The organism is Novipirellula rosea (assembly GCF_039541335.1).
GTDB classification, from domain to species: Bacteria; Planctomycetota; Planctomycetia; order Pirellulales; family Pirellulaceae; genus Novipirellula; species Novipirellula rosea.
On the sequence record NZ_BAABGA010000082.1, the window covers coordinates 279,458 to 303,767 of the forward strand.

The 24,310-nt window shown below is 54.9% G+C and carries 18 protein-coding genes; 12 read left to right on the forward strand and 6 right to left on the reverse strand.

Going from position 1 to position 24,310, the window contains the following annotated elements; all coding sequences use genetic code 11:
• Positions 1-97: 97 nt before the first annotated feature.
• Entirely contained in the window at positions 98-1,021 is a 924-nt protein-coding gene (locus ABD971_RS28060) for a phosphoribosylaminoimidazolesuccinocarboxamide synthase (protein WP_345327064.1), read from the forward strand.
• A gap of 340 nt (positions 1,022-1,361) precedes the next feature.
• Here ABD971_RS28060 and hemQ read toward each other — a convergent pair whose 3' ends face one another.
• Together hemQ and ABD971_RS28070 are read right to left on the reverse strand one after the other, a co-directional pair.
• Complete coding sequence (hemQ, locus tag ABD971_RS28065) at positions 1,362-2,168, reverse strand: hydrogen peroxide-dependent heme synthase (protein ID WP_425571383.1); 807 nt, start codon at positions 2,166-2,168, stop codon at positions 1,362-1,364.
• Between the two features lie 291 nt (positions 2,169-2,459).
• A complete protein-coding gene (locus ABD971_RS28070; RefSeq protein ID WP_345327066.1) occupies positions 2,460-2,972 on the reverse strand; it encodes a hypothetical protein in 513 nt (170 codons plus the stop codon).
• A gap of 662 nt (positions 2,973-3,634) precedes the next feature.
• On the opposite strand from ABD971_RS28070, the gene ABD971_RS28075 reads away from it, so the two are divergent.
• The 6 genes from ABD971_RS28075 to ABD971_RS28100 all read left to right on the forward strand — a co-directional run bounded on the left by ABD971_RS28075 (position 3,635) and on the right by ABD971_RS28100 (position 11,354).
• Entirely contained in the window at positions 3,635-4,522 is an 888-nt protein-coding gene (locus tag ABD971_RS28075) for a DUF1571 domain-containing protein (RefSeq protein WP_339937575.1), read from the forward strand.
• 378 nt (positions 4,523-4,900) lie between these two features.
• The gene (locus ABD971_RS28080) at positions 4,901-5,257 is read left to right on the forward strand and encodes a YbaB/EbfC family nucleoid-associated protein (protein WP_339937577.1); all 357 of its coding nucleotides are present in this window, start codon (positions 4,901-4,903) and stop codon (positions 5,255-5,257) included.
• A gap of 5 nt (positions 5,258-5,262) precedes the next feature.
• Positions 5,263-5,862 carry a recombination mediator RecR gene (gene recR / locus ABD971_RS28085; protein ID WP_345327067.1) on the forward strand — a complete coding sequence of 200 codons (600 nt, stop codon included), beginning with the start codon at positions 5,263-5,265 and terminating at the stop codon, positions 5,860-5,862.
• Positions 5,863-6,054: 192 nt separating this feature from the next.
• Positions 6,055-7,539 carry an RNA polymerase factor sigma-54 gene (rpoN, locus tag ABD971_RS28090; RefSeq protein WP_486348654.1) on the forward strand — a complete coding sequence of 495 codons (1,485 nt, stop codon included), beginning with the start codon at positions 6,055-6,057 and terminating at the stop codon, positions 7,537-7,539.
• 57 nt (positions 7,540-7,596) lie between these two features.
• Positions 7,597-10,035, forward strand: coding sequence for a DUF1592 domain-containing protein (locus ABD971_RS28095; RefSeq protein WP_345327068.1), 2,439 nt, complete (start codon positions 7,597-7,599; stop codon positions 10,033-10,035).
• 32 nt (positions 10,036-10,067) lie between these two features.
• On the forward strand, positions 10,068-11,354 hold the full coding sequence (locus ABD971_RS28100; protein ID WP_345327069.1) for a DUF1552 domain-containing protein: 1,287 nt from the start codon (positions 10,068-10,070) through the stop codon (positions 11,352-11,354).
• A 481-nt stretch (positions 11,355-11,835) separates the two neighbouring features.
• Here the strand turns inward: ABD971_RS28100 and ABD971_RS28105 are convergent, their stop codons facing one another.
• Entirely contained in the window at positions 11,836-13,290 is a 1,455-nt protein-coding gene (locus tag ABD971_RS28105; RefSeq protein WP_345327070.1) for an alkaline phosphatase D family protein, read from the reverse strand.
• Positions 13,291-13,771: 481 nt separating this feature from the next.
• Here ABD971_RS28105 and ABD971_RS28110 point away from each other — a divergent pair, with 481 nt between their 5' ends.
• Entirely contained in the window at positions 13,772-13,957 is a 186-nt protein-coding gene (locus ABD971_RS28110) for a hypothetical protein (RefSeq protein ID WP_345327071.1), read from the forward strand.
• Between the two features lie 285 nt (positions 13,958-14,242).
• Here the strand turns inward: ABD971_RS28110 and ABD971_RS28115 are convergent, their stop codons facing one another.
• The 3 genes from ABD971_RS28115 to ABD971_RS28125 all read right to left on the reverse strand — a co-directional run bounded on the left by ABD971_RS28115 (position 14,243) and on the right by ABD971_RS28125 (position 19,053).
• Positions 14,243-15,448, reverse strand: coding sequence for a DUF1559 family PulG-like putative transporter (locus ABD971_RS28115; RefSeq protein WP_345327072.1), 1,206 nt, complete (start codon positions 15,446-15,448; stop codon positions 14,243-14,245).
• A 297-nt stretch (positions 15,449-15,745) separates the two neighbouring features.
• Positions 15,746-18,739: a CRTAC1 family protein gene (locus ABD971_RS28120; RefSeq protein ID WP_345327073.1), complete on the reverse strand. Its 2,994-nt coding sequence runs from the start codon at positions 18,737-18,739 to the stop codon at positions 15,746-15,748.
• Positions 18,736-19,053 (reverse strand): hypothetical protein, encoded by a 318-nt coding sequence (locus ABD971_RS28125; protein WP_345327074.1) that lies wholly within the window; start codon positions 19,051-19,053, stop codon positions 18,736-18,738. Before ABD971_RS28125 ends, ABD971_RS28120 begins: the two co-directional genes overlap by 4 nt.
• Before the next feature lie 111 nt (positions 19,054-19,164).
• Here ABD971_RS28125 and ABD971_RS28130 point away from each other — a divergent pair, with 111 nt between their 5' ends.
• From ABD971_RS28130 to ABD971_RS28145, 4 genes are read left to right on the forward strand one after another with little or no spacing between them, the layout of a single operon-like run.
• Positions 19,165-19,536 carry a hypothetical protein gene (locus tag ABD971_RS28130; RefSeq protein ID WP_345327075.1) on the forward strand — a complete coding sequence of 124 codons (372 nt, stop codon included), beginning with the start codon at positions 19,165-19,167 and terminating at the stop codon, positions 19,534-19,536.
• Positions 19,533-21,740 carry a hypothetical protein gene (locus tag ABD971_RS28135; RefSeq protein ID WP_345327076.1) on the forward strand — a complete coding sequence of 736 codons (2,208 nt, stop codon included), beginning with the start codon at positions 19,533-19,535 and terminating at the stop codon, positions 21,738-21,740. Before ABD971_RS28130 ends, ABD971_RS28135 begins: the two co-directional genes overlap by 4 nt.
• Positions 21,737-22,705 (forward strand): ABC transporter ATP-binding protein, encoded by a 969-nt coding sequence (locus tag ABD971_RS28140; RefSeq protein ID WP_339937595.1) that lies wholly within the window; start codon positions 21,737-21,739, stop codon positions 22,703-22,705. Before ABD971_RS28135 ends, ABD971_RS28140 begins: the two co-directional genes overlap by 4 nt.
• Positions 22,702-24,306 (forward strand): ABC transporter permease, encoded by a 1,605-nt coding sequence (locus ABD971_RS28145; protein WP_345327077.1) that lies wholly within the window; start codon positions 22,702-22,704, stop codon positions 24,304-24,306. Before ABD971_RS28140 ends, ABD971_RS28145 begins: the two co-directional genes overlap by 4 nt.
• The last annotated feature ends 4 nt before the right edge of the window (positions 24,307-24,310 follow it).

Below are 24,310 nucleotides of genomic sequence, written 5' to 3' on the forward strand. Positions count from 1 at the left end.
GGGGATTCGCGAGACGAGGGGGGGGGGAATCTGCGAAGCGGGGATTCGCCACAGAAGGCTAGTTGCCGAGTCGGAGGCGTTTTGGCAAAGTAAACGCATGAGCAACCAAAACGAATCCAGCCCCCCGGACCTGTACACCTTCGACGCCTGCGGAGCACTGCTATCGACGCATTTGCCAATGCCCCGACGCAGTGGCAAAGTCCGCGACGTCTACGATCTGGGAAATTCGCTGATGATCGTCAGCAGCGATCGAATTAGCGCCTTTGACTACATCTTGCCCAGCGGGATTCCGAACAAAGGCCGCTTGTTGACGCAAATGAGCCGTTTTTGGTTTTCGATTCTGCCCGTTCGACATCACTTGCTGGCGACGGAGATCCCCGCCGACTTGACGCAAAAGTTCGACACATCGCCGCTAGAGGGGCGAACGATGATTGTCGAAAAAGCCGACGTCGTGCCGTTTGAATGCGTCGTCCGCGGCTATCTCGAAGGCAGCGGACTGAAGGAATACCAAGCGACGGGCGAGATTTGCGGGAACGCACTGCCGCCGGGGCTGAAGCAGTGTGATGCGTTGCCGGAGCCGATTTTCACCCCGGCAACCAAGGCGGAAGAGGGGCACGACGAGAATGTCACCTTCGAGCGGATGGCGTCGGACATCGGTACGGAACTCGCCGAAAAACTTCGCGATCAAAGCCTGCATATCTACCGCGAAGCCTCTCAGCATGCTGCATCCAAGGGATTGATCATCGCGGATACCAAATTCGAATTCGGCATGGTCGATGGCGAATTGGTGCTGGTCGACGAAGTGCTGACGCCGGACAGCTCACGATTTTGGAATGCAGCCAACTACGCACCGGGATCGGCTCAACCCTCGTTCGACAAGCAGTTCGTTCGCGAATACCTGTCGCAGTGCGGCTGGGACAAACAATCCGATCCGCCGCCGTTGCCCGAGCAGGTGATCGAGCGAACAGCAGCCAAGTACACCGAAGCGTTCGAGCGAATCACCGGCGAAACGTTCTCCTGAGCCGCAGAGATTACGGGCGCATCCGGCACACGAGAATCACACCCCGAAGCGTAAGTTCTGAAGTTGCGCTATTTGCTGTCGCGGAGCGACATATTTCGATAGCCTCGGACTTTAGTCCGAGGGATCTTCGCCAATATCAATCGAGTCCCAACGGGACGTTTTGTGGCTTGATGGTTCGCCGCAGAACGTCGCTCCGCGACTTGGCGCCAATTTCAGAACCGATAACCTTGGACTAAAGTCCAAGGCTATCCCATAAAGTGCCTCCGGCACAAAAACAGCAACTTCGAAACTGACGCGTCGGGTTAGTGTTACTGGATCTTGTTGAAAGAGCGTTAGGCTCCTAACTGAGTTGGCAATGCTCGAGGATTTCTTCGGCACTGGCGCGATAACCGACGTAGAACGGCCCGAATTCGCCGTACTTGGCACTCGCTTCGTCGAACCGCATCTTGTAGACGATCTCTTTCAAGTATTCAGGGTTTCGCCCCCACAGCGTGACCATCCACTCCCAGTCGTCGATACCGACGCCGACGGAGATCAGCTGGCTTACTTTGCCGGCGAACGCCATGCCACTTTGGGCATGCTCGGCCATCATCTTGTTTCGCAGACTGAACGGTTCAGTGAACCAATTGGCGCCGACCACGCGGCTTTTGTTCATCGGGTAAAAACAAGCGACAGGCCATTCGGGGAATTCCGGTCGGATCCGCTGCTCGTTCATCATCGGTAAACGTCGCTCATACGCAGCCACCTTGGCAGCCACCTCGGGTGAACCGGCGACTTCGCCACCAGCGATCAAACGTTTCTCGTATTCCTCAATCGAAGGAACGTACTCGCTCACCTCGCTCATCGAAACAAACGACCAACTCGCCTCGACAAATTGGCCCAACGGCGGAGCGAGAATGCGTTGATGAACCGCATCCACCTTGGCCGGATCAGGATCCATGATCATCACGCCGAAATCAGCACGATGCCCGCTGGTCCAGTAGCTCGCCAGTCGCTCGGGCGCCACGTCCGCAGCCGGATGCAGCGCGGCTTTGAACTGACTTTGACACTCGGCACTCAGACGTGCGGAAAGTGCTTCGCGGCGAAAACGATAAAAGTAATGGGCACAATGCCATCCGTTCTCGGGGATCACCGAAGGCTCGGGCAACGGGGCACCACGGTGACCTGGACGGCCAGCGGGCGATGCAGGTGACGCGGGGGCGGGACGCCCTGAGGAAGGTTCAGGAGAGCTCATCGTATATCGCTAGGGGAGAGAGAGGTTGTGAACAACGGCAACAAGTTCCGCCCATCGTACCCCGATTGCCGCCACGTTTGAAAGAAGGGCGATCCGAAGGCAAACAACTCAGTCCAAACAACTCAGCTCGATTCACTCTTCTCTTCCCCATCTGCGGATCCCAATGTTGCGGCAGGATTCCAATGCTACTGCAGGATCCCAATGCTACTGCAGGGTCCATTCGGTATAGCGGTCCCGATACCCCGTGTGCTTGGACCAACTTCGCTTGCTGGTCGCTCCGAAATAGCCGTACGAATACGGCGTCTTCCAGCTCGCACTCTCCTTGGCTTGCGGGATCGTCGCGGGCGTGCCGAGTTTGCGTTGGTGATGCGACCCGTGCGGAGGATGGGTTTGCGAGTATCGTTCGCCAAGCTTGTTTTTGGGCAAACTGAATTCCGGTGATCGGATCACGCGGTGCGTCGGCGTCGGGTTGCCAGGACCGATCGCCCCGCCAAACAAATCCGAAAGCAATCCGACGTTTTGCCCGGCCGGAGGTTCCGATTGCTCGGGCACATGGATCGGCGGCTCGCCATAAGCGTTCTGCGGTGGCTCGTTTCGGAATCGCTGCTCGTTTCGAAATCGCTGCTCGCTTCGGAACGCGTCAGCCGATTCCGCAGCCAAGCCGACGCGTTGCGGATAACGGCTGTCTACAGTCGCCCCGCTTGGGGAAGTTGACACAGCCCTGGTCGACGCATGACGAACGGGTTGGGGCCAATCGACGGGGTCGCGCAGCGGTTGCGGCGGCTGATTCGAGCGGGCCACCGGAGCCCAAGACTGTCTCGCCCTCGTTTCCGCCGATGTCACATCCGCCGCAGCTGTCGGGGAAACAACAATGCTTGATAGCAAAACGAGCACCAACCCCGTGGCCGAGCAAGATCCGGTGAAAGAACGGCTTGAAATCATTTCAAAAAACTCGACCGAGGGCAAAAGAGCAACCTGCGGGATTGGCAAGCTAGGAAAACTTTGCCGATTGTCCGCTTTTTACTCATCGGCCGGCTGCTAGGGGGTGGTTGAGCCGAAAATCAAAGAATGATTTAAGAACGACTCAAGAAGTACGAGTCGCATTTTTTGCATCATTCCCCGAGCAAATGGGCGAAAATGGTCTAGAAACTGCATTGGCGGCGGCTGTATGGTGAAACCACGAATCCTCGGTAGAAATACGGAGTGTTTGGTCTGCCATCGGCAGGAGTGGCGAATCATCGCAGCGATGGTTCCGGATGTACCGGTTACGGTATTGAAGACTGTGATGCTTTTCCCTTTTCATGATTCGTGCTCTCGTTCGGCGATAGACAACCTAGGCGGCAACGGATGGCCGCAACGTTACTTCCAGGAAGAAATTCATGAAAATGCAACGCCGCCATTTTGTCGCTCTACTTGGTTCGCTTTCCGCTACGGGTGCACTGGCAACGGGGAGTGCTTTTGCGGAAGATCCGCAGCTCGTCGAACCGATCCACCGCGTCGCGAACGCGGCCAGCATCACTCACAAGCCTATTTCCCAGCACCCGTTGGATCGCGCCCTGGACATGGCCCAGGACGCACTGACGCACTGCCGCGCCAACGTGAACGACTACACCGCGATCTTGGTCAAGCGTGAACGTGTCGGGGACACGCTCGGCGATTATGAATACATGTATGCGAAAGTTCGCAATCGTAAAACAAACGCTGGCCAGCTCACCCAGCCGCTAAGCGTTTATCTCGGTTTCCTAAAACCAAGCAGCGTCAAAGGCCGCGAGGTCTTGTTCGTCGAGAACCAGAACGACGGCTATCTCGTCGCTCACGAAGGCGGGTTCAAAGGCAAGTTCTTGCCCACCGTCACGATTCCAGTGGATGGCATGTTGGCAATGCGTGGCCAACGCTACCCAATGACCGAAATCGGCATCGAAAATTTGATCGTCAAGCTGATCGAGCGAGGCCAGCAAGCCAAACAGTGCCCTGACGTTACTTGCGAATTCCGCAAAAACGCACGAATCAAAGACCGCACCTGTACCGTGCTGCATGTGACCCAGCCGACCCGTACCCCCGGTGCCGAGTTCCATCAGGCTCAGATCTTCATCGACGACGAACTGAACCTGCCGATCCGCTACGTGGCCTACGATTGGCCTAAGCGTCAGGGAGCTCCCTTGGAAGTGATCGAAGAGTACACCTACCTCGATCTGAACGTGAACGTCGGACTTAGCAATGCCGACTTTGACCAGTACAACTCGGCGTACAACTTTCACTCGAAATAACGTTCACGGTGCCGTAAAAAAAGCCGCTCTGTTCGTTAGCGGCTCGGCTCGACACCGCGGGGCGAATCGCCCAATGCCATCTTCTTGGCACTAAACGGGGCGAGTTTATAGCGGTGCGGTGCAGGGTCTCGCCCGGTCTAATTCGAACGTTTTTCACGCTAAAACCGGGTGAGGCCTCATGGCCGCACCACGACGGTAAAAGCACTTCTTCGGGGGCCAAGCGGCCCTGCTCGGGGCGATTTCTGCTCGCCCGGATCGATGCCCATTCGCATCGGCTCCGATTAGAATCGCAGGTGTTGGGAATCGTTTGCCAACGGTATACAATTCGCACTCAGCGATCGTTTCTTTCCTGCATTCTCCTACTTTTAAGCGTTCAATATGTTCAAAGGACTTGGCAATCTCGGCAATATTGCTTCGATGATGGGTTCGTTCCAAAAGCTGCCCGAAAAGATGCAGCAGCTCAACGACCAGATGAAAGTCGCGACGGTCACGGGAACGGCATCGGAAACCGATGTGACTGTCTTGATGAACGGGCTTGGGCATGTCCAATCGGTACAGATCCGTGGTGAGTATTCCAGTGAAGTGATTGAAATGTCGGTGCTCGAAGCGACCAACGAGGCGGGCGCCGCCGCAAAACAACTGTACGCCGACGGCATTTCCCAAATGGTGGCCGACATGGACATCAACATCCCCGGACTCGATCGCATCTTGGCCAACTTGACCGGAGGCGGTTGATCACGATGAGCAATCATGCCGGTGCCGTATCGGAATTAGTGGAACAATTGGGGCGTTTACCCGGGATCGGACGCAAAAGTGCCGAACGTTTGGCGTTCCACCTGCTGCGGGTCAGCGAACACGAGGCACTCGGACTTGCCGACGCAATCCGGCGTGTTCGCAAGGACGTTCGCTACTGCTCGGCATGCTTCAATCTGTCGGAGACCGAACTTTGTTCGATCTGTTCGGATCCCAATCGCGACAAAACTCGGATCTGTGTGGTCGAACAGCCTCGTGACCTGATGAGCCTCGAACAATCGAGTGCTTATCGAGGGGTCTACCACGTGTTGCTCGGCCGCATCGCCCCGCTGGACGGAATCGGGCCCGACCAATTAACGATCGATCCCCTGGTCGAACGCGTTCGAAAAGGGAACTTTGTCGAAGTGATCATGGCGACCAACCCGACGGTCGAGGGAGACGGAACCTCCCTCTACATCTCGAATCTGTTGAGTGAATATCCGGTCGTAGTCACCCGTTTGGCCCGAGGAATTACGGCGGGAAGCGTGTTGGAATATGCCAATCGCGAAATGATCGCGGATGCATTGACGGGCCGGCAAAAACTATAGTACCAACACGCTATAGAAACTTTTCTTGGCCAAAGCCGCATTTTTCTCGCCAATGGCACAGCGAGTGCTGGTAGAATTGCGGCGCACCGATTGCCAGTTCCCCACCGATTGCCAGTTCGCTGGTTCGGGGAACAGGCGGTGCCAGGATTCCACCTCCTCGTATTTTCAGAGAATGCAACAATGCGGATGTCGATGGGTCTTCAGGCCCGGCAAATGCAGGTTCAGAAGTTGGCCCCTCGGATGATCCAGTCAATGGAGATTCTGCAGCTGCCTACATTGGCTTTGCAGGAGCGCATTGAGCAGGAGATGAATGAGAATCCGCTGCTCGAACAACAGGATGTCGATCCATCGGAGCCAGATCGTTTAGACGATGATGCTCCGTCGGCCGATACACGTAGCGAAGACGAGAAAGAACTCGTCGTCGACAATGACCACGCCAACCAAGACGATTTCGAACGCTTGGAAAAGATGGTCAATGATCTTCCCAGCACGTTTGATGATTCGTTCCGCCGCTCGTCCAACCGCATGCAGGACGATGCCGATCGCCGCCACGATTTGATGGCCAATGCCCAGTCGCGACCGGAATCGCTAAACGATTTCTTGCTGCATCAACTTGCCGAAATGGACATTGATGACCGCATCGAAAAGCTAGCCGAACGGATCATCAGCACCCTTGATGCACGCGACGGTGGCTATCTTCGCACCCCGTTGGTCGATTTGTTGTCAGCCGGCCACACCGAAGAAGACTTGCACCTGGCCGAAAAAGCACTCGGTATCGTGCAATCGCTTGAACCGGCCGGAATCGCGGCTCGTGACCTGAGCGAATGCCTGCTGAATCAACTTTCCCCGGCGATTCCTCATTACGAGGAAATGAAGACGTTGATCCGCTCGCACTTGGTCGATTTGGCCGAGAACCGCTTGCCACAAATCGCCAAGAAAACAAATTTCACGATCGAGCAGATCCAAGAAATCCGCGAAGAGCTGCATATGCTCAACCCCAAGCCGGGCGCGGCGTTCATGGAAACCTACGTTCCCAATGTCACCCCCGACATCATCCTCGAACAAGATGACGAAGGCGAATACAAAGTCCGGCTTGATGATGACCGCGTCCCCACGCTATTCATCAGCGACTACTACCGTAGCCGACTGCAGGACCCCAACAGCACGACGGAAGAACGCGAGTTCATCAAACAGAAAATCAGCAGTGCCCAGTGGCTGATCGACTCGATCGAACAGCGACGCAGCACACTGACCAAAGTCGCCGAAGCGATCGTCGAACATCAAAAGAAGTTTCTGGACGAAGGCCCCGAGGCGATCGAACCGCTGAAAATGCAACAGATTGCCGACAAAGTGGGCGTCCATGTGACCACGGTCAGCCGTGCGGTCGATGATAAATGGATCCAAACCCCGCGTGGCATTTTGCCGCTGAAACGATTCTTCGTCGGAGGAACGCAAACCGAAGATGGCGACGATGTTGCCTGGGATACGATTCGGTTGAAGCTGCAAGAATTGATCGACAAAGAAGACAAGAGCAATCCTTACAGCGACGAGCAACTTGTCGACGAGCTGAAAAAGGCGAGCATGACCGTTGCCCGCCGAACGGTAACAAAATACCGAAAACGGATGGGAATCCCCAGCAGCCGCCAGCGTCGCGATTGGTCACTTGTTAAAAAGTAGTCAGGAATGCGAATGAGACGCTAGGGACGGCTGAATACCAATCGTGACGGTCGCCCGATGTCCCACCCTTTCCGCTCTCTGTTGCTGCTGGTCTCGCTCACCATGGGACTTGCCGCCGCCAATGCTGCCCCACCTGCCGATTCTTCGGCAATGGAAACCTCCTCGGCACCCGAGCTGCAGCTCGATGCGTTCTTCGAGCAACACTGCATCGAGTGCCACAGCGGAGCGGAAGCGGAATCCGGCATACGGCTCGACGCGTTGACCGCGTCCTCAACGTGGCAAGCCGATTTAGCGACATGGTCTCGCGTGGTCGACGTACTCCAACACGGCGAAATGCCGCCCCCCGATTCGCCCCGTCCTGATCCAGCAGCAACCTCTGCAGCGATCGAGCATATTGTCGGGCGTGTCGCCCGAATAGCATCGGAACCGCCACTCTCGTTGCGGCGAATGAATCGCCGCGAGTACGAAAACACGATTCACGATCTGTTGGGAATCGATGTGCCGCTCGTGGATCTTTTGCCCGAGGACCAGTCGGTGCAAGGATTTGACAACGTCGCCGATGGATTGAGTATTTCTTCGGTGCTGCTCGAACAATACCTACAAGCCGCCGACGTTGCCTTTGACGCGGTCGTCCGCCGAATCAAGCCGCTGCCTGCGGAAACGCGTCACGTCGAGATGATGCAGGTTCGCGAGAACATCGAATCGGTGAAAAAGAAGAAAGGGGGAACGATCGAAGCCGAGAATGCGTTCGTCAAATTTACTCCCGGTTGGCCTCCCGCTCGACTCGACGCGGTGCATCCGATCGAAGACGGCGTCTTTCGCTGTCGCGTTGCCGTTTGGCCGCACGATCCTGGCGATCGAACGTTGTCGGTCGCCATCTATACGGGATCGCTGTTTGGCCCCGAGACTCGCAAATTCATTGGCATCTATGACGTCACCGGGACGCCGACGAACCCTCGCGTGATCGAATTCACCACCGCGATGGACGAAGGGCACTCCATCCACATCGTGCCACGAATTTGGCCCGAGCATGTCACGTGGCGAGACAAGCACGAGTCGCGTCCAGGCGTCGGCATCGCGTGGGCTGAAACGCATGGCCCGATCGACCAGAGCTTCCCTAGCGAAGCTCAAAAACGGCTGTTCGGCAACCCCGACTCGATCACGATGGTTCCCGAGCAATCCGTCTACATGCGTCACCGCAAAGGGGTCCAGCGTCATGTGGTCGCATCGTCCAATGCTGAGGAAGATGCCGAGCGAATCATTCGCAACCTTGTGCAGCGTGCCTTTCGTCGTCCCGTCGATGGATCCGAGATCGATCCGTTCGTTCGTTTGACACTCGATCGATTACAGTCTGGACGCACATTCGAGCAGGCGGTGCGAGCCGGCGTGACGGCCGTATTATGCTCACCGCAATTTTTGCTGATCAATCGCGATCCCCAAGTGGATAGCTACACGATCGCATCGCGGTTGTCCTATTTTCTGTGGTCCACGATGCCCGACGAACGACTGCTTGAACTGGCTGCGTCCGACAAGCTTCGCGATCCTAAAATCCGCAAAGCGGAAGCCGAGCGGATGATGCGTGACGCGAAGATCCAGCGATTCGTCGAGAATTTCACGGGGCAATGGCTCGACCTCCGCGACATCGAATTCACCACGCCCGATGGCAAACTGTATCCCGAATATGATCCTCTTTTGGTCGAAGCGATGCTCGGCGAAACCCGCCACTTCTTTGCCCATGTTTTGCAAGAAGATCTCAGCGTCGCAAATTTCATCGATTCGGACTTTACCTTTTTGAATGAACGGATCGCGAAACATTACGGGATCCGCGGCATCCAGGGCAACGAAACGTTTCAGCGTGTGCAGCTTCCGGCGGATAGTGTTCGTGGCGGAGTGCTGACGCACGCCAGCGTGTTGAAGGTGACGGCCAATGGCACGACCACTTCACCCGTGCTCCGTGGCAATTGGGTATTGACCAATTTGCTTGGTCGCAGCGTACCGCCACCGCCGCCCGGCGTTGCCGCGGTCGAACCCGACATTCGTGGCGCCACGACGATCCGCGAACAATTGAGTAAACATGCATCCGTCGATTCCTGCGCAAGCTGCCACAAACGAATCGACCCAGCGGGCTTTGCTTTGGAACATTTTGATCCGATCGGCGGAGAGCGGACGTGGTATCGATCGCTCGGTGAGGGAGAAAAGATCCCCGACAAGCGACTTTCTTATCGCAAAGGCCCGTCGGTCGAAACCGCTTCCCAATTTGCCGACGGCCGCACGTTCGACGATTTCAAACAGTTTCGCGAATGTTTGCTGCAAGACCAAACGTCGATCACGCGAGCGATCACAAGTAAACTGTGCGTCTATGCATTAGGTCGCCGCGTCACGCTTTCCGATCGCCGTGACATCGATGCAATCGTCAACGAAGCCAAACAGAACGATTACGGCTTGCGTTCGCTGATTTTGGAAATTGTCGCGAGTGACTTATTTCTGCAGCCCTGAACTGCAGCCCTTAATCGAGAAAGTCTCCCCTCATGAACCTCCGCATTGATCGCCGACGAATTTTACGATCCACCGGCATCGCGATGTCGCTGCCGCTGCTGCAGACATTCTCGGCAACCTCCGCTGATGCAGCCGATCCTCACGACACGACGACCGACCCGAGCAACGGCGACATCCGCCGCATGCTGATGATTTGTGCTCCGCTAGGAATCCATACCCCCAACCTGTTCCCTAAATCAGCGGGGCACCAATACGAGGTCACTCCGTACTTGGAACCTCTACAAAAGGTTCGCAACAAGGTTTCGATCGTGTCCGGTTTGATGCATCCGGATGTCGACGGAGGTCACGCGGCGGAGAAAAGTTTTTTGACCGGCGCCGCCCACCCCGGCCAACCTAGTTTTCAAAACACCATTTCGGTCGACCAATATGCGGCGGAACAAATTGGCCACCGCACTCGATTTGGTTCGTTGGTGTTGGCGGCGAATCGATCGAGTCTTTCGTTCACACGATCGGGTGTACAAATCCCCGCCGAATCGCGTCCTTCGCGTCTGTTTGCCAAGCTGTTTCTCGAAGGCAACAAAGACGAGAAGGCCGCACAAATGCGGCGAATCGAAGATGGCCAGAGTGTGATGGATCTTGTTCTTGAGCAAACTCGCAAGGTCCAGCGCGAAGTAGGGCGTGAAGACAACCAAACCTTGGATCAATACTTTTCCAGCGTCCGCGAACTCGAAGTCCGGTTAGTGCAAGCGGCCGAGTGGTCAAAACGTCCCAAACCCACCGTCGATCGCAAGCCGCCGACCGACATCACCGATCGCGCCGACTTTACCGGCACAATGCAATTGATGTACGACATGATTTTCCTGGCCATCCAAACCGATTCCACGCGGCTGATCACCATGATAGGCGCCGGTGGCAACGAAGTGGTCGCACTGGAGGGCGTCGACGACGGATGGCACAACCTAAGCCACCACGGTCGCGATCCCAATAAGATCGAAATGTTATCGATCATTGAGACAGAAGAAATGCGGCTGTTTGCCGAACTGCTAGAAAAACTCGATACGGTTCACGAAGGCGACAACACGCTGTTGGATCAAACGGCGATCCTGTTGGGATCGAACCTCGGAAACGCATCGAGCCACAGCAATACAGATTTACCGATCATTGCCGCAGGAGGCCATTTCAAACATGGCCAACATCTCGCCTTTGACCCCGATTCGCCGCCCCCGCTTTGCAACTTGTTCGTCAGCTATTTGCAACACCTCGGCCTCGAAACCGATCGTTTCTCCAGTGGCACCAGCACACTGACAGGCCTTGGATAGGGTCAAACGGGAATGAACGATTGCATATTGAAGCGTAGGGCCGGTTCCCACCGGCCGACTCCATCGAGCCGTTATCTACTTTAGTAGCGGTGCGGCGCAAGCCTGGATCGCTAAAACTTTGGGCTTGTTGTGATTTTTGATTGCGAAATTTTTCTGCCACCTCTCCACCAACTTCGGAGCCTGCTGATTTAGTAGGAAACGCACAGGCCAGAGGCCGAAACCTGACGGCAGAGTGTGTCGCCCGCTGGGCTATGTTTCCCCACCTCCGCTAGCCGGTGGCTCACGCCACCGGCAGAGGGTATGTCGGCCTCCGGCCTGTAATCATTGCTACTAAATCAGCAGTCACCTTCGTCGGTGCAGAGGTAACGGCTGTACAGACCGGAGGTGAAACTCTCACCCAATATTTGATGTCAACACCAACGTAGATGGCATGGGGCGTCAGCGACACTCAAAACACCGATTGAATTCCAATCGGGGTTGTTTATCGCTCTTTCGCGACCTCGTACATCAGCTCGCCGTGGTCGTCGTGAAATTGGATTTGTAATTTCGACTTTTTCTGGTCAGGGCTGACCGAGACGAAAAGAAATCCGCCGGTCGGTTCGTTGTAGGTGTAGGGCTGCACAATTTTCCCGTCGGGATCGGTGCCTCGCTTTGAACCCGGTGGCACGCCGCGGCGTGAATTTTCATCATTCAGCGCTCCGCAGCCGAACTCTTCCACCCCGCTCGGATGGATGCTGTGGTATTGCCAATGGCGATCGCCACAGAACACCATCAAATTTTCGATCCCATGCTCGTTTGCCCAAGCAAAGAATGAGTCGGCTTCGTGTCGAAACCCGCCAAGATTCGTGTGGTTGTCTTTCTTGTAGGCGTCGTCCGGCCCGACCATCGGCGTGGGGCTAATGATGATTTTCCACGCCGCGTCACTTTCCTGCAGTGACGCTTCGAGCCATTCGCGTTGTTCTTTGCCCCACAGCGATTTGTCGGGGCCATCTTCCATGCGATTGGGCGAACGAAAATCGCGGCCTTCGGTGAACCACAATTGCAAGTCGCGACCAATGCGGTGCGTTCGGTAAGTGGGCGAATCGTGATCATCGGCTGCATGAATCGGCATCTGCTCGCGGAACAATTCGATACCTGATTGCGGCGTGGGCTTTTTCTCGCCCACCATGTCCGCATCATTAAATCGAAAATCGTGATCATCTTTGGACCAATAAGCAGGCGTCTTGCCAAAGAATTCTATTAGCCGGGGAAAACGAAACTGCTCGTGCCATTTTCGTCGCAGTTCCGGCAACTGCTTTGCCGCAGCGTTGTTGGGTTTGTCGTAATAAACGATATCTCCCGTCCCGACAAAGAACCTAGGCTCGAGCTTGCTCATCGAATCGAACACCGGATAACCGAGTTGCTTGTCCTCCGCACTCGCCGTGACCGGACCGCCTCCGTTGGACTTTCCACGAATGAACGAATCGTAATTCATGCAGCTGCCCATGCAAAACGTGACGTTGGTCGCTTGATCCTTGGCGGGCAGCGTCTTGAATTCTCGCACAGGCCCGGTCCGCAGCGACTTGGTCTCGGTCCCGATATGAACGCGGTAGTAATATTGGGTATCGGGCAACAACGATTCAATCGCGCAGCGAACGACAAAGTCATGCTTCGCGTCGGCGGTCAACCATGCTGTTTTCTGCGACGGATCGAAGTCAGCATTCTGTGAATACTCAAACTGAACGTTACCTTCGGCTCCAGGAACATCACTGTTTTCGTCAAGCGTCGGCCCTGGCACGCTCGTCAACCGCGTTTGCAGCAGCACCGAGGTCGCGGTCACTTCGCCCGCGAATTCACCTTGTGCATGAAACGCTGCCGACTGAGCAACGACATACGGTGGAATTCCTAACGACGATAAAAACAGTGCCGCGGCAACAAAATAGGTTCGGTACAACATCGCGATAAACGAACATGTAGGAGTGAAGATGATTGAGTCCGATAACAATTGAGCCCCCAACAATTGGTGTCGCTCAATAGATTAGTCGAATCGGGTTCCAAATACGAATCCAGGTTCCGCCCGATTAGCCCGACTAAACATCCAGCAGCCCATAATGACGAACGAACATCAAAAACACCATTGCAGTTGGTTGACGGCGGGTCGATCGGACTGAATAACGTTATTCGCTTCCACCAGAGCCGAAAGACGTGTCAACATCGAACACGAGGATGGCCTCCAGTGCGAGCTATGAGTATTTTTGGGCAGCGACAAACTCAGCAAACGAGCATCCTGAAACTGTGATGCAAGAGTTAGGTGGGACTGGTCAACCAAGCAATTTTGTTTTCCCGTGCGTGCTAGGATCGAGAGGACGAAACCACTAAAATAAGCCAGACTGTTGAATTAATGACTAAAATTTTCACATGAAGATAAGGAACGACAAATGAAGCGTTTGCTAAGTTTAATGATTCTTTTTACGGGATTTACGATAATTGCCGTTCCAGGATGTGGATCAGGCGGCACCAACACGAGCGTGACGGAGGACGCCGACGCGCAGGCCATCGCAGATTACGAAGCAGCGATTAAAGCGGAAGAGGATGCGATGAAAGGCAACGCTCCAGGAAAGTGATTTTCGATTTTTGCTAACGACTCCTCGCTGCTAATCAACATGACTAAGGCCATTCGTTGCAATGCAACGAATGGCTTTTTTCTGCGGCGAACTCGCAGTCGCCCCTCTAGACACTGCCGTAACATGCAACTTCGTATGAAAGATACGATTTCTATTTGCACCAATGTCGTTGATTCAGAGCGTGCTGCTAATTGACCTGCTGTAAGCTAATTAACAGCGCACAAAAAAAGACCTCGGATCCAGTCGATCCGAGGCCTCGCATTAATCTTAGAAAGCTAGAGTAACTTAGAAATCGCCATCCAGGACTTCTTTACCAGCACGCGTACCCAAAGCACCCCACAAGCCGTACGGGCTCTTGGCACCTGGGACATTGAGATTGCCAGCAGTCCCACCTTTATGCACCATTGGATTTCGCGAATTGCCTGCTTCGATCGAATCGGTAATGAATTTCACCGCTCCGTCACCCATCAGCACATGGACGCCGCCTTGGTGACGACTGGACATCGTACTGATCGCGGTATTCCCGGTGTTGTTGACACCACAAACCTCGCGGTTCGGCGGCAGGATCGTGTGGCACCCAGAATAATGCGGCAAGAAATCGGCCCAACGATAACCTCGCCCATTGGTGGAACCGTTGATCGGCGCCGAGGCAAGCCAAAAGCGAGGACGCTCGGGGTCAATTAATGGATTGTCTTGACAGTACGAAGGATTATCACGTTGGTTATTCACTGCGTTACCGTTATCCGTCAGGATAGTACGATTGTCTCGGTCACCCAAGTCGGTCGCAATTTCGCCCGCCATAATCGTATTGGCCAATCCATCAAGAACATCGCGGAACTTACTCGCTGCACGGGGTACGAATACACCACGATCCGCAGCCCGAGAATCTTCGGCAAGCCCTTGTGTCTTCGGATACGGTACAGGCGAGTTGTTTCGAACCTCCAAGACACCCTGCTGTGAATTCACCATCGAATCACCGAGACAGGCTGCATAATTGGTACGGCCTGCAGATGGCAGTCCGACGCCCGGATCGCTTGGACAACGGAGCGAAGCAAGCGTGGTCGCCCATGGCGGGTAGGCAATGTCCTGAGGTGTTGGTCCCATCGCGTAATAATCAATGCTGCCGTTCTTATCAACGTCCATCGGGTTACTGATCTGCTCCCACATTGCCTGTTGTTCAACGAACGGTGTCAAACCAACGAAAATGCTGAGTCGGTGATTACTTGATGTCGTGGATCCATTCCACCACCATTCCGGTGCAGCAGGCGCCGTACCGCTACCGTGAATCGGCAACTGATCGTAAGCACTGTGATAGTTGTGAATTCCAAGCCCAATCTGCTTGAAGTTGTTACTGCAACTCATTCGTCGTGCAGCTTCACGTGCTGCCTGAACTGCTGGCAGCAGCAATCCCACCAACACCCCAATGATGGCTATGACGACGAGCAGTTCCACCAATGTGAAACCGCGTCGCGCAATCCCTGATCTGCTCATCTCAAAATACCTCAAAATGTGAAAAGGAAAGATAGCGGTTCGAATCCGTATCTAGATGTGTTAGCGGAGTAGCATACCACAATAAAATTGCATCAGCTTAAATAGCGTGGCAGAATACGCCCACATAGCAAATATACAGGGACAGAACACGCTGTCAATTTTCCAGCCACGTGCGAGCCCATCAATTGGCAAGGAAACTCAATTCAAACCTAGACAAAGCAACCATCACAGCCCCCATGTCACCCGACTCACCCACAACGAGTACTTGAGGCGACCATATTCTCAAAAATCCTAAGTCTATTGACATGGCAATTTGAACGCTGGCTCTCCTTGAACGAGCAACCACTCGCTTTCGATTGACAGCGATTTTGTCGTCTGCGTTGAACCATCAGGCCATTCAATGGTCACCAGTGCCTCTGCATTAGCGCCACCGAGTCCAAACCGGATCACCCGTTCGTTGCTGCATAAATAGCCGTCGCCTGAAGTCAGTACTTTTCGCCACGATTGATTACCTTGCCGCAACGTAATGACCGCACCGATGGCATCGCGAGCACAATGACGGCCGACAAGTCGAACGGCAATCCAGTGGTGCTTGGTAACGGTGCGGTTGACGAGCAGTGCCACAGGTTCAGTCTGATGCGTGACCACTAGATCGCAGCGTCCATCGCGGTTGGCATCAATTGTCCACAAGGCACGTCCTGCATGCACCTTGCCAAGATATTCGTCCGCCGCAAAATCCGTGAACTGTTCGAAACCCGCAGTAGGCGTTCGGTGAAAAATCTGCATCGGTTGGTAGTACTCGGAGCGTTGACCATCTCTTTCGGGAAAAAAGTCGACATGCCCGTTCGTCACAGCTAACTCCAACACTCCATCATTGTCAAAATCAACGGCTTCGGTACCAAACCCGACCATTGGCAATGCCGTCGTCGCAAGCTGTTGCTGTGCCGTCCTATCTTGCCAGATCCCCGCGTCACGCTGCTCATAATACGTGTTGTATTCATGTTCAAAATTGGTCACATAAAAATCGATGTCGCCATCTGCGTCAAAATCCGCCGTCGCAATTCCCATTGACCCTTGAGGAAGCGAGCGATCGTCATACGCTACCCCACGCAACATGGCGGATTCTTCGAACTCGACTTTTTCGCCTGGAGACCGGCTCCAATAGTGATTGTTGCTCATATCGTTGACAATCAGCGCATCGATTCCGTTGTCGGCATCCAATGATCCGACGGCGACCCCGAGCCCCCGACCGGACAAGCTTGGCCTGATTCCCCTGTCCTGATCGACGTCGACAAATACTCCATCCTCCGTCCCGAGCATAAAGACATCCGGTTCGCCTGCGAAGGCGAGAGGGGAACAAGCTCGCGATTCACCGGTAGCCGCATTGGCACACGCATCAGTCACCGGTGAGAGCCCGGCGCAATAGTTAACGACAATCAAATCCGACAATCCATCGCCGTTTAGATCTGCGATAGCGCCGCTAGAGGACCACTGCGAGACCGGATTTCCCAAAACTCGTTCGCTGACGTCTGCAAATGTTCCATCCCCTTGGTTGACGAGCAGGCGATTTTCGCCGTAGTTCAACACTAACAGATCGGGAAATCCGTCCTCATTCACATCCCCGACAGCAACGCCCTGGCCGAAACCGGTGTCCCCGGTCCCCGATGTTTCAGTGGCATCGACAAAGTTGCCAGCGATGTTTCGCATCAGTGCGTTGGCGTCGGAGTCTCGTTGCGGAGGGGTGCCACCGGCAGCGCTGAGATAGAGGTCGGTCCAGCCATCGAGATCAAAGTCGATCGAACCGCCGCCACAACCCAACGTGGCATAGAACATAATCCCCGGCTGGTCGAGTTGGTCTGCCGTTTTGCCGAAAAAATTCAGTCCTCGCTGCGTCGCTTCGTTCCGCAGGTCGGGCTGGACCGATGCCACAGCGATGCGTCGCGGTGGCGTTGCTTTGACAGTCGCCACACCGCTAAACGATGGCAGCGGTAAATTTGACAAATCGAGTCGCAATTCGGAGTGTTCGTTTGATGTTTGCCAAGGAGTACTCCGGTTTAATCGGGCAATTAATGAATCTCGCAGTGTCCCAATGCGAGTTGATTTGTGATCGGGAAGCGTCATCGCCATCGCGGCCCAGGCTTCTGCTTCCCACACACGTCCAAGATCTCGCAGCGTTTCGACGATCTCGATGATAATGGCGATTGATTGGCTTCCCGAGTTAGCAAAGCGATCCTTTTGCTGGCGAAAACGACTCAACAAACTCGCTCGCCGCTCGAGATCCGGCAAAGACACTTCGGTCAGCCCCGGATCGCTTTTCTGAAGCAGACTGAGTGCTGCGTTGAGCTTGGACCAAATCTGAACGACGTCTGGATTTCGCTGAGTCGCCTGCCAATAGGCCCCAGCTGCCTCGGACGTCTTCCCCTGATAGCGTGCCCAATCACCAAGCACCATCCAGTATCCCCACGTCGATTCGTAATCGCCGGCAAGCCCATCGGACCAGCTATCAAGTTGGTCAAATTGCCCCGAATCGACGAGCGCGCGTCCCAGCAGTATCTGGGCAGGCAGAAACTGGGGATGCGACTGCACGATCGGCCGCAACGTCTCGACCGCCTGGGATGACATCCCGAGATCAAATTGCTTCCGAGCCTCTCCGATCAAAGGACGATTGTCAGCAGGGTTACGCTGCATCAACACATTGAGCGCGGCGGTATCGAGAGTCCGTTTTTCGTAATTACTGAGCAACAGCAGCAGATCGAAGTCAAACTTTCGCTGCCGAACGAGTTCTCGGCCATGCTCGATCGCAGCATCACGATCTTCAATGACGATCAAAAAATCGAATAGCAACCGACGCGACTGATGTTGCTGAGGATGTCTCGCGGCCACTTCCTCCAGCATCTCCAATGCCTCAAACAGTTGTCCGACCGAAATCAACGCGATTGTCGCCTGTTGGACTAAATCGGGGTTTTGGAAATCATCCGCCCGATTTGCATCGACCAGCAGGTGGGCTGCAACGTCACCTTGCTTGTTCTCGAACGCAACCCGTGCGACCTTGGCAAGCACATCGGGATCGCCCTGATGAGCGATCAAGACCTCGTCGGACCACTGCCACGCTTGCTCCCATCGCCCCAAACGAATTGCCGCATCCATTGCCTGTAACGGCGTCTGAGGCTCATCCACCGGGGGTGGCGTCGAGTTCATCTCTGCCCCGCCACAGCCCGTCAGTAGAAGGATAAACCCAAACAGATATCTCGCCCCGATTGGCGTACGGCTCAGAGCAACCACAGGAATCATTCCGCCAACTCAGGTGCTAGGTTCTTCGTCCGCAACCAAGCGTTGCGTCTAAGGAGGGATAAAAACGAACAGAGGCCCGGCGTTGCGACTGGCAACACTTTTTGCAAACGACCGGGCCAATCAAGTCTAGTCCGTAGCACACGGGCTGCCAACACACGCGAGGGACAGGCAAAAATCTGAGGCACCCGCGAGCTGCCGGGTTCGTCATCACTGGCGAACTGCTCGTCATCACCGGCGAACTGCTCGTCATCACTGGCGAACTGCTCAGGCATCGGTACAAAGTGCCCAAAAACGTCACCGGTCAAATCAACCACAGGGGGGCTCGCAGACGTTACACTGACTCCCAGTGCCTGATTGCGCTGTGCCTGATTGCGTGGCCGGATTCCTCATCCGCATCGCCCTTGCTCTTCTCGGTAACCATCACAATGTCTCAAGATCCGCCACTGCAAGATCCATCGATCCCGAGTGCTGCAGATGAACCGCTGCGTGAGCGGTTGTTTCCGCAGCTGTCGCTTAAATTCCTGTTAAAACTAACAGCCGTCTGTGCCGCGATGATGTGGGCGTTTCGCGCTGGCGCGATGGACAATCTGTTCTGGGCGAAGTGTCTTAGCGTGGTTTTGATAACGGCGATGGCATGTTTTTTCGCCTACGCTGTCATGTTTTGCATCGCCTATTTTCTAGCCGGAGTCAGCGGCGCGATCCTCGAACCGTTTCACCAGAACCGGCCGCTACCGCCCAGCCCTGGCTCCGCTTCGCTCCCCTCTCAATCGTCGATCCCCACGAAGGACAACGCGTGAACCCGCTCACTCGACTTTCGCTGATGCTGGTTTCCGTCACCTTGTTGGCGATGCCGGGCAGCGAACTTTATGCCCAGTCCGACCCCAATGCGCATTCATTGGCAACGCTGCCTGCAAATTTTCGCAAGGCTGGCTTTTCGATGACCGTTCATATGTCAAAAGTGGCAGGCAATGGCTATCAACCGATCTACCTGAGCTTCGCCAGTCCGCTGGGAAGCTTTGCTACAGACCGGACCTTTGACGTCACCTTGTCGCCCCATGGGAATTCGATAAGCGATGTCGACTTTAGCTACCGATTTCGCTGTCAGGTCAAACAAAAGACAACGCTCGCACGTTTTGTCGTTTATGTCCCCTACTATGTCCCCTGGGAAACGATCTTTATCGAAGTCCGAGACGACGGACGGACCGTGGACGGTGGCAAACAAATCGCATTCGTTAATCAATTGACGGTTCGTCATGCGGATCAAAAGACGTCCGTTGGCATCATCCACCCGACACTGAAACAACTCCCCGCATCGGGGCTGCCTGCGTTCCCGGACATCCGCACACTGATCACTGTGTTAGGGGAGGGTCCGATCGACGAGGCCGTGGACGTACCTCGACTTTCCCACGCCGAATCACTGCGACGCGTCGCCCAGGTCCAACCGGCATGGGTTCAGTTCCGCAACATCGCCCCCGAGTCGATGCATTCCTCGTGGTTGGGTTATTCACAACTCGATGTGATTCTGATTCACGGGCCCACACTTGAAATGCTGGCCAGCAGTGGGCCGCAAGATCGATTTGACGCCCTGCGTGATTGGATTGCGGCCGGAGGGAATCTGTGGATCTATGATGCAGGCGGTCTTGCGTTGCCGTTTGCGAATTTAAAACCGGTCACGGTGGGACAAGTCGTGACGCCCTCGCGAGTCAAAGGCAAACTAAAACTGCAAGACATCAACGACACCACGGACCTCGAGTACGAATCGTGGTCCGGCATCAGCAAAGGGTCCAGCAATTGGCAGTGGAAACAGAACAATAACACGCTGTCATCACGCCAAACCATTTTTGAAAAACTGGTCAAAGTAAACCATCCGATCGTCCAGGATATTCCTGCAAAATCATTGGCGTTGACGATCAAGACCACTTCCTTGGGTCGAGGCACGGTCACCTCGATTGACGACGTCGATCCATTCCCTGGATCGTTTCAGTTGTGGCAGACCGTCGCCGGTCTGCATGGGAAAAACCAACTGCAGTGGGTCGAGCGTAACGGGATCGATGTCCGCTATGGCAACGACCATTATTGGAGCTGGTTGATCGAAGCGGTCGGCGGGCCGCCGGTGAAACTGTTTTTTCTGATCAACACCGTTTTTATCGTCTTGGTGGGGCCGCTTAGCTATCGTTTTTTCCGCAAAAACCAGCGATTGTATTTGTTGCTCTTCTCTGCTCCCGCGCTCGCACTGCTGGTCACCACCGGTTTGTTCATCTCTGCAATTCTCGCAGATGGTTTGGGCACTCGATTGCGAGCCCGACAAATCACATGGCAAGACGCTCAGTCGGGCTATTTGGTCCACAACGACCGGCTGACCTATTTTTCGGCGATGGGAAAAAGTAGCGGACTGCAATTCGCGGACGACACTGCCCTGTTTCCCATACTGAACAAACCAGTGGAAAATCGATATTACGGCGGTGGTCGCAGCGGGGCAGCCGCTTGCCAAATCGAAGTCGGCCATGATTACCAACAATTCACGGGCCAATTCCTGCCCTCACGATCTCAGGTCCAATACCTCCGTCTTGAACCGCAGAAAGCCGATCCGCTGGTCACGTTTTCTAAAACCAGCAACGGTTTGACTGTGACTAACCACTCTGACCAACCGCTGTATCAAGTTGTCGCCAGCGATAGCCAACAGCAACAATGGACCACGCAAACCGTCGCCCCTGGAAAATCGGTTCCGATGAGTTTATTACAAAGTGGTTCCGCTGCAGCGGAGCTTGGTGTTTCGCCCATGGCGTTAGCGAGTTTGGTTCCGCGGCTGCGCCGCGCTTATTACAGTCGCGGCAGCACGGGATCGCAAGTTTCCTCCATCGACCAAACCCTGAACGGATGGCTAAGCCGGCTTCCGGCAAATCAATTTATCGCAACGACCGCCTTGAGAGCCGATTCGCTTGGAATCGATGACGTCGAGATCGAAGATAGCGTTCATGTCATTATGGGAGCTTTGCAATGATCGCGACGACTTATAACGCGACATCGTATGCGGGGCCGATGATCGAACTGAATTCGCTGTGCCGCACGTTTGGGACGACCCATGCCGTCGACAATGTTTCGTTCGCGGTCCCCAAAGGCAGCGTGTTTGGCTACATCGGTCCCAACGGCGCGGGCAAAACGACCAGCATGCGAATCTTATCGACGCTGGAACTGCCGACATCAGGCGAAGCGTATATCGAAGGCCTCAGTAGCGTCAACGATCCTGATCGTGTGCGTGGCCGTTTGGGTTTCATGCCCGATGGTTTTGGAACCTATAGCGACACGAACTGTATCGAGTACCTCGATTTTTTTGCACGCTCGTACGGGTTGGTCGGTCGCGAGCGAACCCGGCGTTTGCGGTGGGTGATCGACTTCACTGGCCTGCGTCCGTTGGCGACCAAGCCGATGCGAGGGCTGAGCAAGGGGATGCGTCAACGACTGTGTCTGGGACGTGCTCTGATTCACGATCCTCCGGTTCTCGTGCTTGACGAACCCGCTGCGGGGCTAGACCCGCGAGCGAGAATCGAGCTGCGTCAAATCATTCGTTCACTCGCTGCGGAAGGCAAAACGATCTTGATTAGCAGCCATATCTTGACCGAACTTGCCGAGATGTGCGACCGCGTGGGGATCATCGAGCGTGGACGATTGTTGGCAACCGGCACGGTCGGAGAAATCCGCCGCACCTTGCAGCCGCATCGCGAGATCCTGGTTCGCGTCGCGTCAGACGCGGCACGTGCGGCCGAACTGATTTCCCAGCACACGCAAACCAAAGATGTGAAGGCGATCGATTCCATCATTCGATTTTCAATCGACGATGGTGACGCACCGCAGATCGAGATACTCCGGCTCCTCTGTGACGCTCGCGTCGATGTGCTTGAGTACTCACCGTGCGACCATTCACTAGAGGACGTTTTCTTGCAAGTCACCAAGGGGCATGTGCAATGAGTGATTCTGCATCAGTAAAAATGCCACTTGAACTTCACCGCGACCCTATCATGGCAGAACCAGACGAGGAACATCCTCTGCTACGCGACACCGACCGACCGGGGTGGTGGGGATGGATCGACAAACAAAGCGAACAGGTCTCGCGTCACTTAAATCCAATCTTGATCAAAGAAGCACGTCAATCGCTGAAGAGCCGGCAATTTGCCGTGACCTTCTTTCTGCTGCTGGTCACGTCGTGGTTCTGGATGATTATCGGGGTCGTCACGCTTGCACCGGATATCTATTTTGTCCCCTCGGGCGCCGACTTGATGTCCGGCTACTACTTTTTGCTTGCCATTCCGATGATCGCGATGGTGCCGCTTGCCGCCCACCGATCACTAGCCGCCGAACTTGATGAAGGCACCTACGAACTGCTGGCGATCACGAGACTGACGTCGATGCGAATCGTGACGGGCAAACTCGGAAGTGCGGTCCTGCAGATGCTGGTTTACTTTGCCGCACTCGTTCCCTGCTTTGCGTTTTGCTACCTGCTGCGGGGTATCGACATGGTGATGATTGGCACCACGATCATGTTGGTATTCGGCGTTTCGATTTTATTGACGACGTTTGGACTGCTGCTGGCCACCGTTGTCCAGAATCGCGCGGGCCAAATTTTCACGCTGCTTGTGTTGCTCGGCGTGATTGTGTTTTCCGAATTCTTGTGCGGCGCGTTTGTTCTCGAAGTCATCATGCGGCAGCAGATATTCTGGAATGGCGAGGGCGTCGTGTTCACGCTGCTATTTTCAGCGGTGACGGTTTCCTGCATGGTGATGTTTGTGCGTGCCGCCGCAGCACGGATTGCTCCGATTACCGAGAACCGATCAACGCGTTTGCGCTGGATCATGTTCGCGCAACAATTGATTTGGATCGCCAGCATCGCGACGCTCGCCCTGTGGTATTCGGAAGAAGTAGTCCTTCAGTTTGGGATCATGATCCAAGGCGGTTACTGGTTATTGATGGGCACGCTGATGCTGGGCGAATCCTCCGAGCTGAGCCCACGTGTTTTACGAACGCTGCCGCAAACCACTTTTGGGCGAATGATGATGTTGTGGTTTAGTCCCGGACCGGGCACTGGGTTCATGTTTGCCATCACCACAGGTTGTGCAGGCATGATGTCGCTTGGGATGGTAGCGGTGCTGTTCGGCATCAACAACGCATTCGAGCCGCTCACCTTTGCTTTTTTGATGATGGGTTATTTGACGATGTTCCTTGGCGGCAGCCGCTTGATTGTGCTGCCAATCGCATGGCGGATGGGAAATACATTTGCGATCCCTTGTTGCGTCACCGCGGCGCTGCTGGCACTCGGTGTGATTGCGCCAGCGATTTTCATGACGATCACGACAGGCGGCCCCTCACAACAATACGGAATGCAAGAATTCACGAATTGGATATGGACGATTGATCGATCGTTTAGCCGCAGCTCCAGCATCGAAGCGGTGGCGTTCATTTCCTTCCTGTCCGGTGGCACGGTCTTCGTCGTGAACCTGTTTTTACTGATTCGCGAATTCACCTATCGCCGCGTCGCAGTCCCGGTCCGTGTGATCGCCGACTCCGAAAAATGACAAG

What these genes read in the sequence shown, in the direction of transcription:
- ABD971_RS28095 (WP_345327068.1), top strand. Translation starts at nt 7,597, where the DNA reads ATGTCCCACCCTTTCCGCTCTCTGTTGCTGCTGGTCTCGCTCACCATG.
- recR (WP_345327067.1), top strand. Translation starts at nt 5,263, where the DNA reads ATGAGCAATCATGCCGGTGCCGTATCGGAATTAGTGGAACAATTGGGG.
- ABD971_RS28105 (WP_345327070.1), bottom strand. Translation starts at nt 13,290, where the DNA reads ATGTTGTACCGAACCTATTTTGTTGCCGCGGCACTGTTTTTATCGTCG.
- ABD971_RS28120 (WP_345327073.1), bottom strand. Translation starts at nt 18,739, where the DNA reads ATGATTCCTGTGGTTGCTCTGAGCCGTACGCCAATCGGGGCGAGATAT.
- ABD971_RS28130 (WP_345327075.1), top strand. Translation starts at nt 19,165, where the DNA reads ATGTCTCAAGATCCGCCACTGCAAGATCCATCGATCCCGAGTGCTGCA.
- ABD971_RS28115 (WP_345327072.1), bottom strand. Translation starts at nt 15,448, where the DNA reads ATGAGCAGATCAGGGATTGCGCGACGCGGTTTCACATTGGTGGAACTG.
- ABD971_RS28110 (WP_345327071.1), top strand. Translation starts at nt 13,772, where the DNA reads ATGAAGCGTTTGCTAAGTTTAATGATTCTTTTTACGGGATTTACGATA.
- ABD971_RS28100 (WP_345327069.1), top strand. Translation starts at nt 10,068, where the DNA reads ATGAACCTCCGCATTGATCGCCGACGAATTTTACGATCCACCGGCATC.
- ABD971_RS28080 (WP_339937577.1), top strand. Translation starts at nt 4,901, where the DNA reads ATGTTCAAAGGACTTGGCAATCTCGGCAATATTGCTTCGATGATGGGT.
- ABD971_RS28075 (WP_339937575.1), top strand. Translation starts at nt 3,635, where the DNA reads ATGAAAATGCAACGCCGCCATTTTGTCGCTCTACTTGGTTCGCTTTCC.
- ABD971_RS28145 (WP_345327077.1), top strand. Translation starts at nt 22,702, where the DNA reads ATGAGTGATTCTGCATCAGTAAAAATGCCACTTGAACTTCACCGCGAC.
- ABD971_RS28140 (WP_339937595.1), top strand. Translation starts at nt 21,737, where the DNA reads ATGATCGCGACGACTTATAACGCGACATCGTATGCGGGGCCGATGATC.
- ABD971_RS28060 (WP_345327064.1), top strand. Translation starts at nt 98, where the DNA reads ATGAGCAACCAAAACGAATCCAGCCCCCCGGACCTGTACACCTTCGAC.
- rpoN (WP_486348654.1), top strand. Translation starts at nt 6,055, where the DNA reads ATGGGTCTTCAGGCCCGGCAAATGCAGGTTCAGAAGTTGGCCCCTCGG.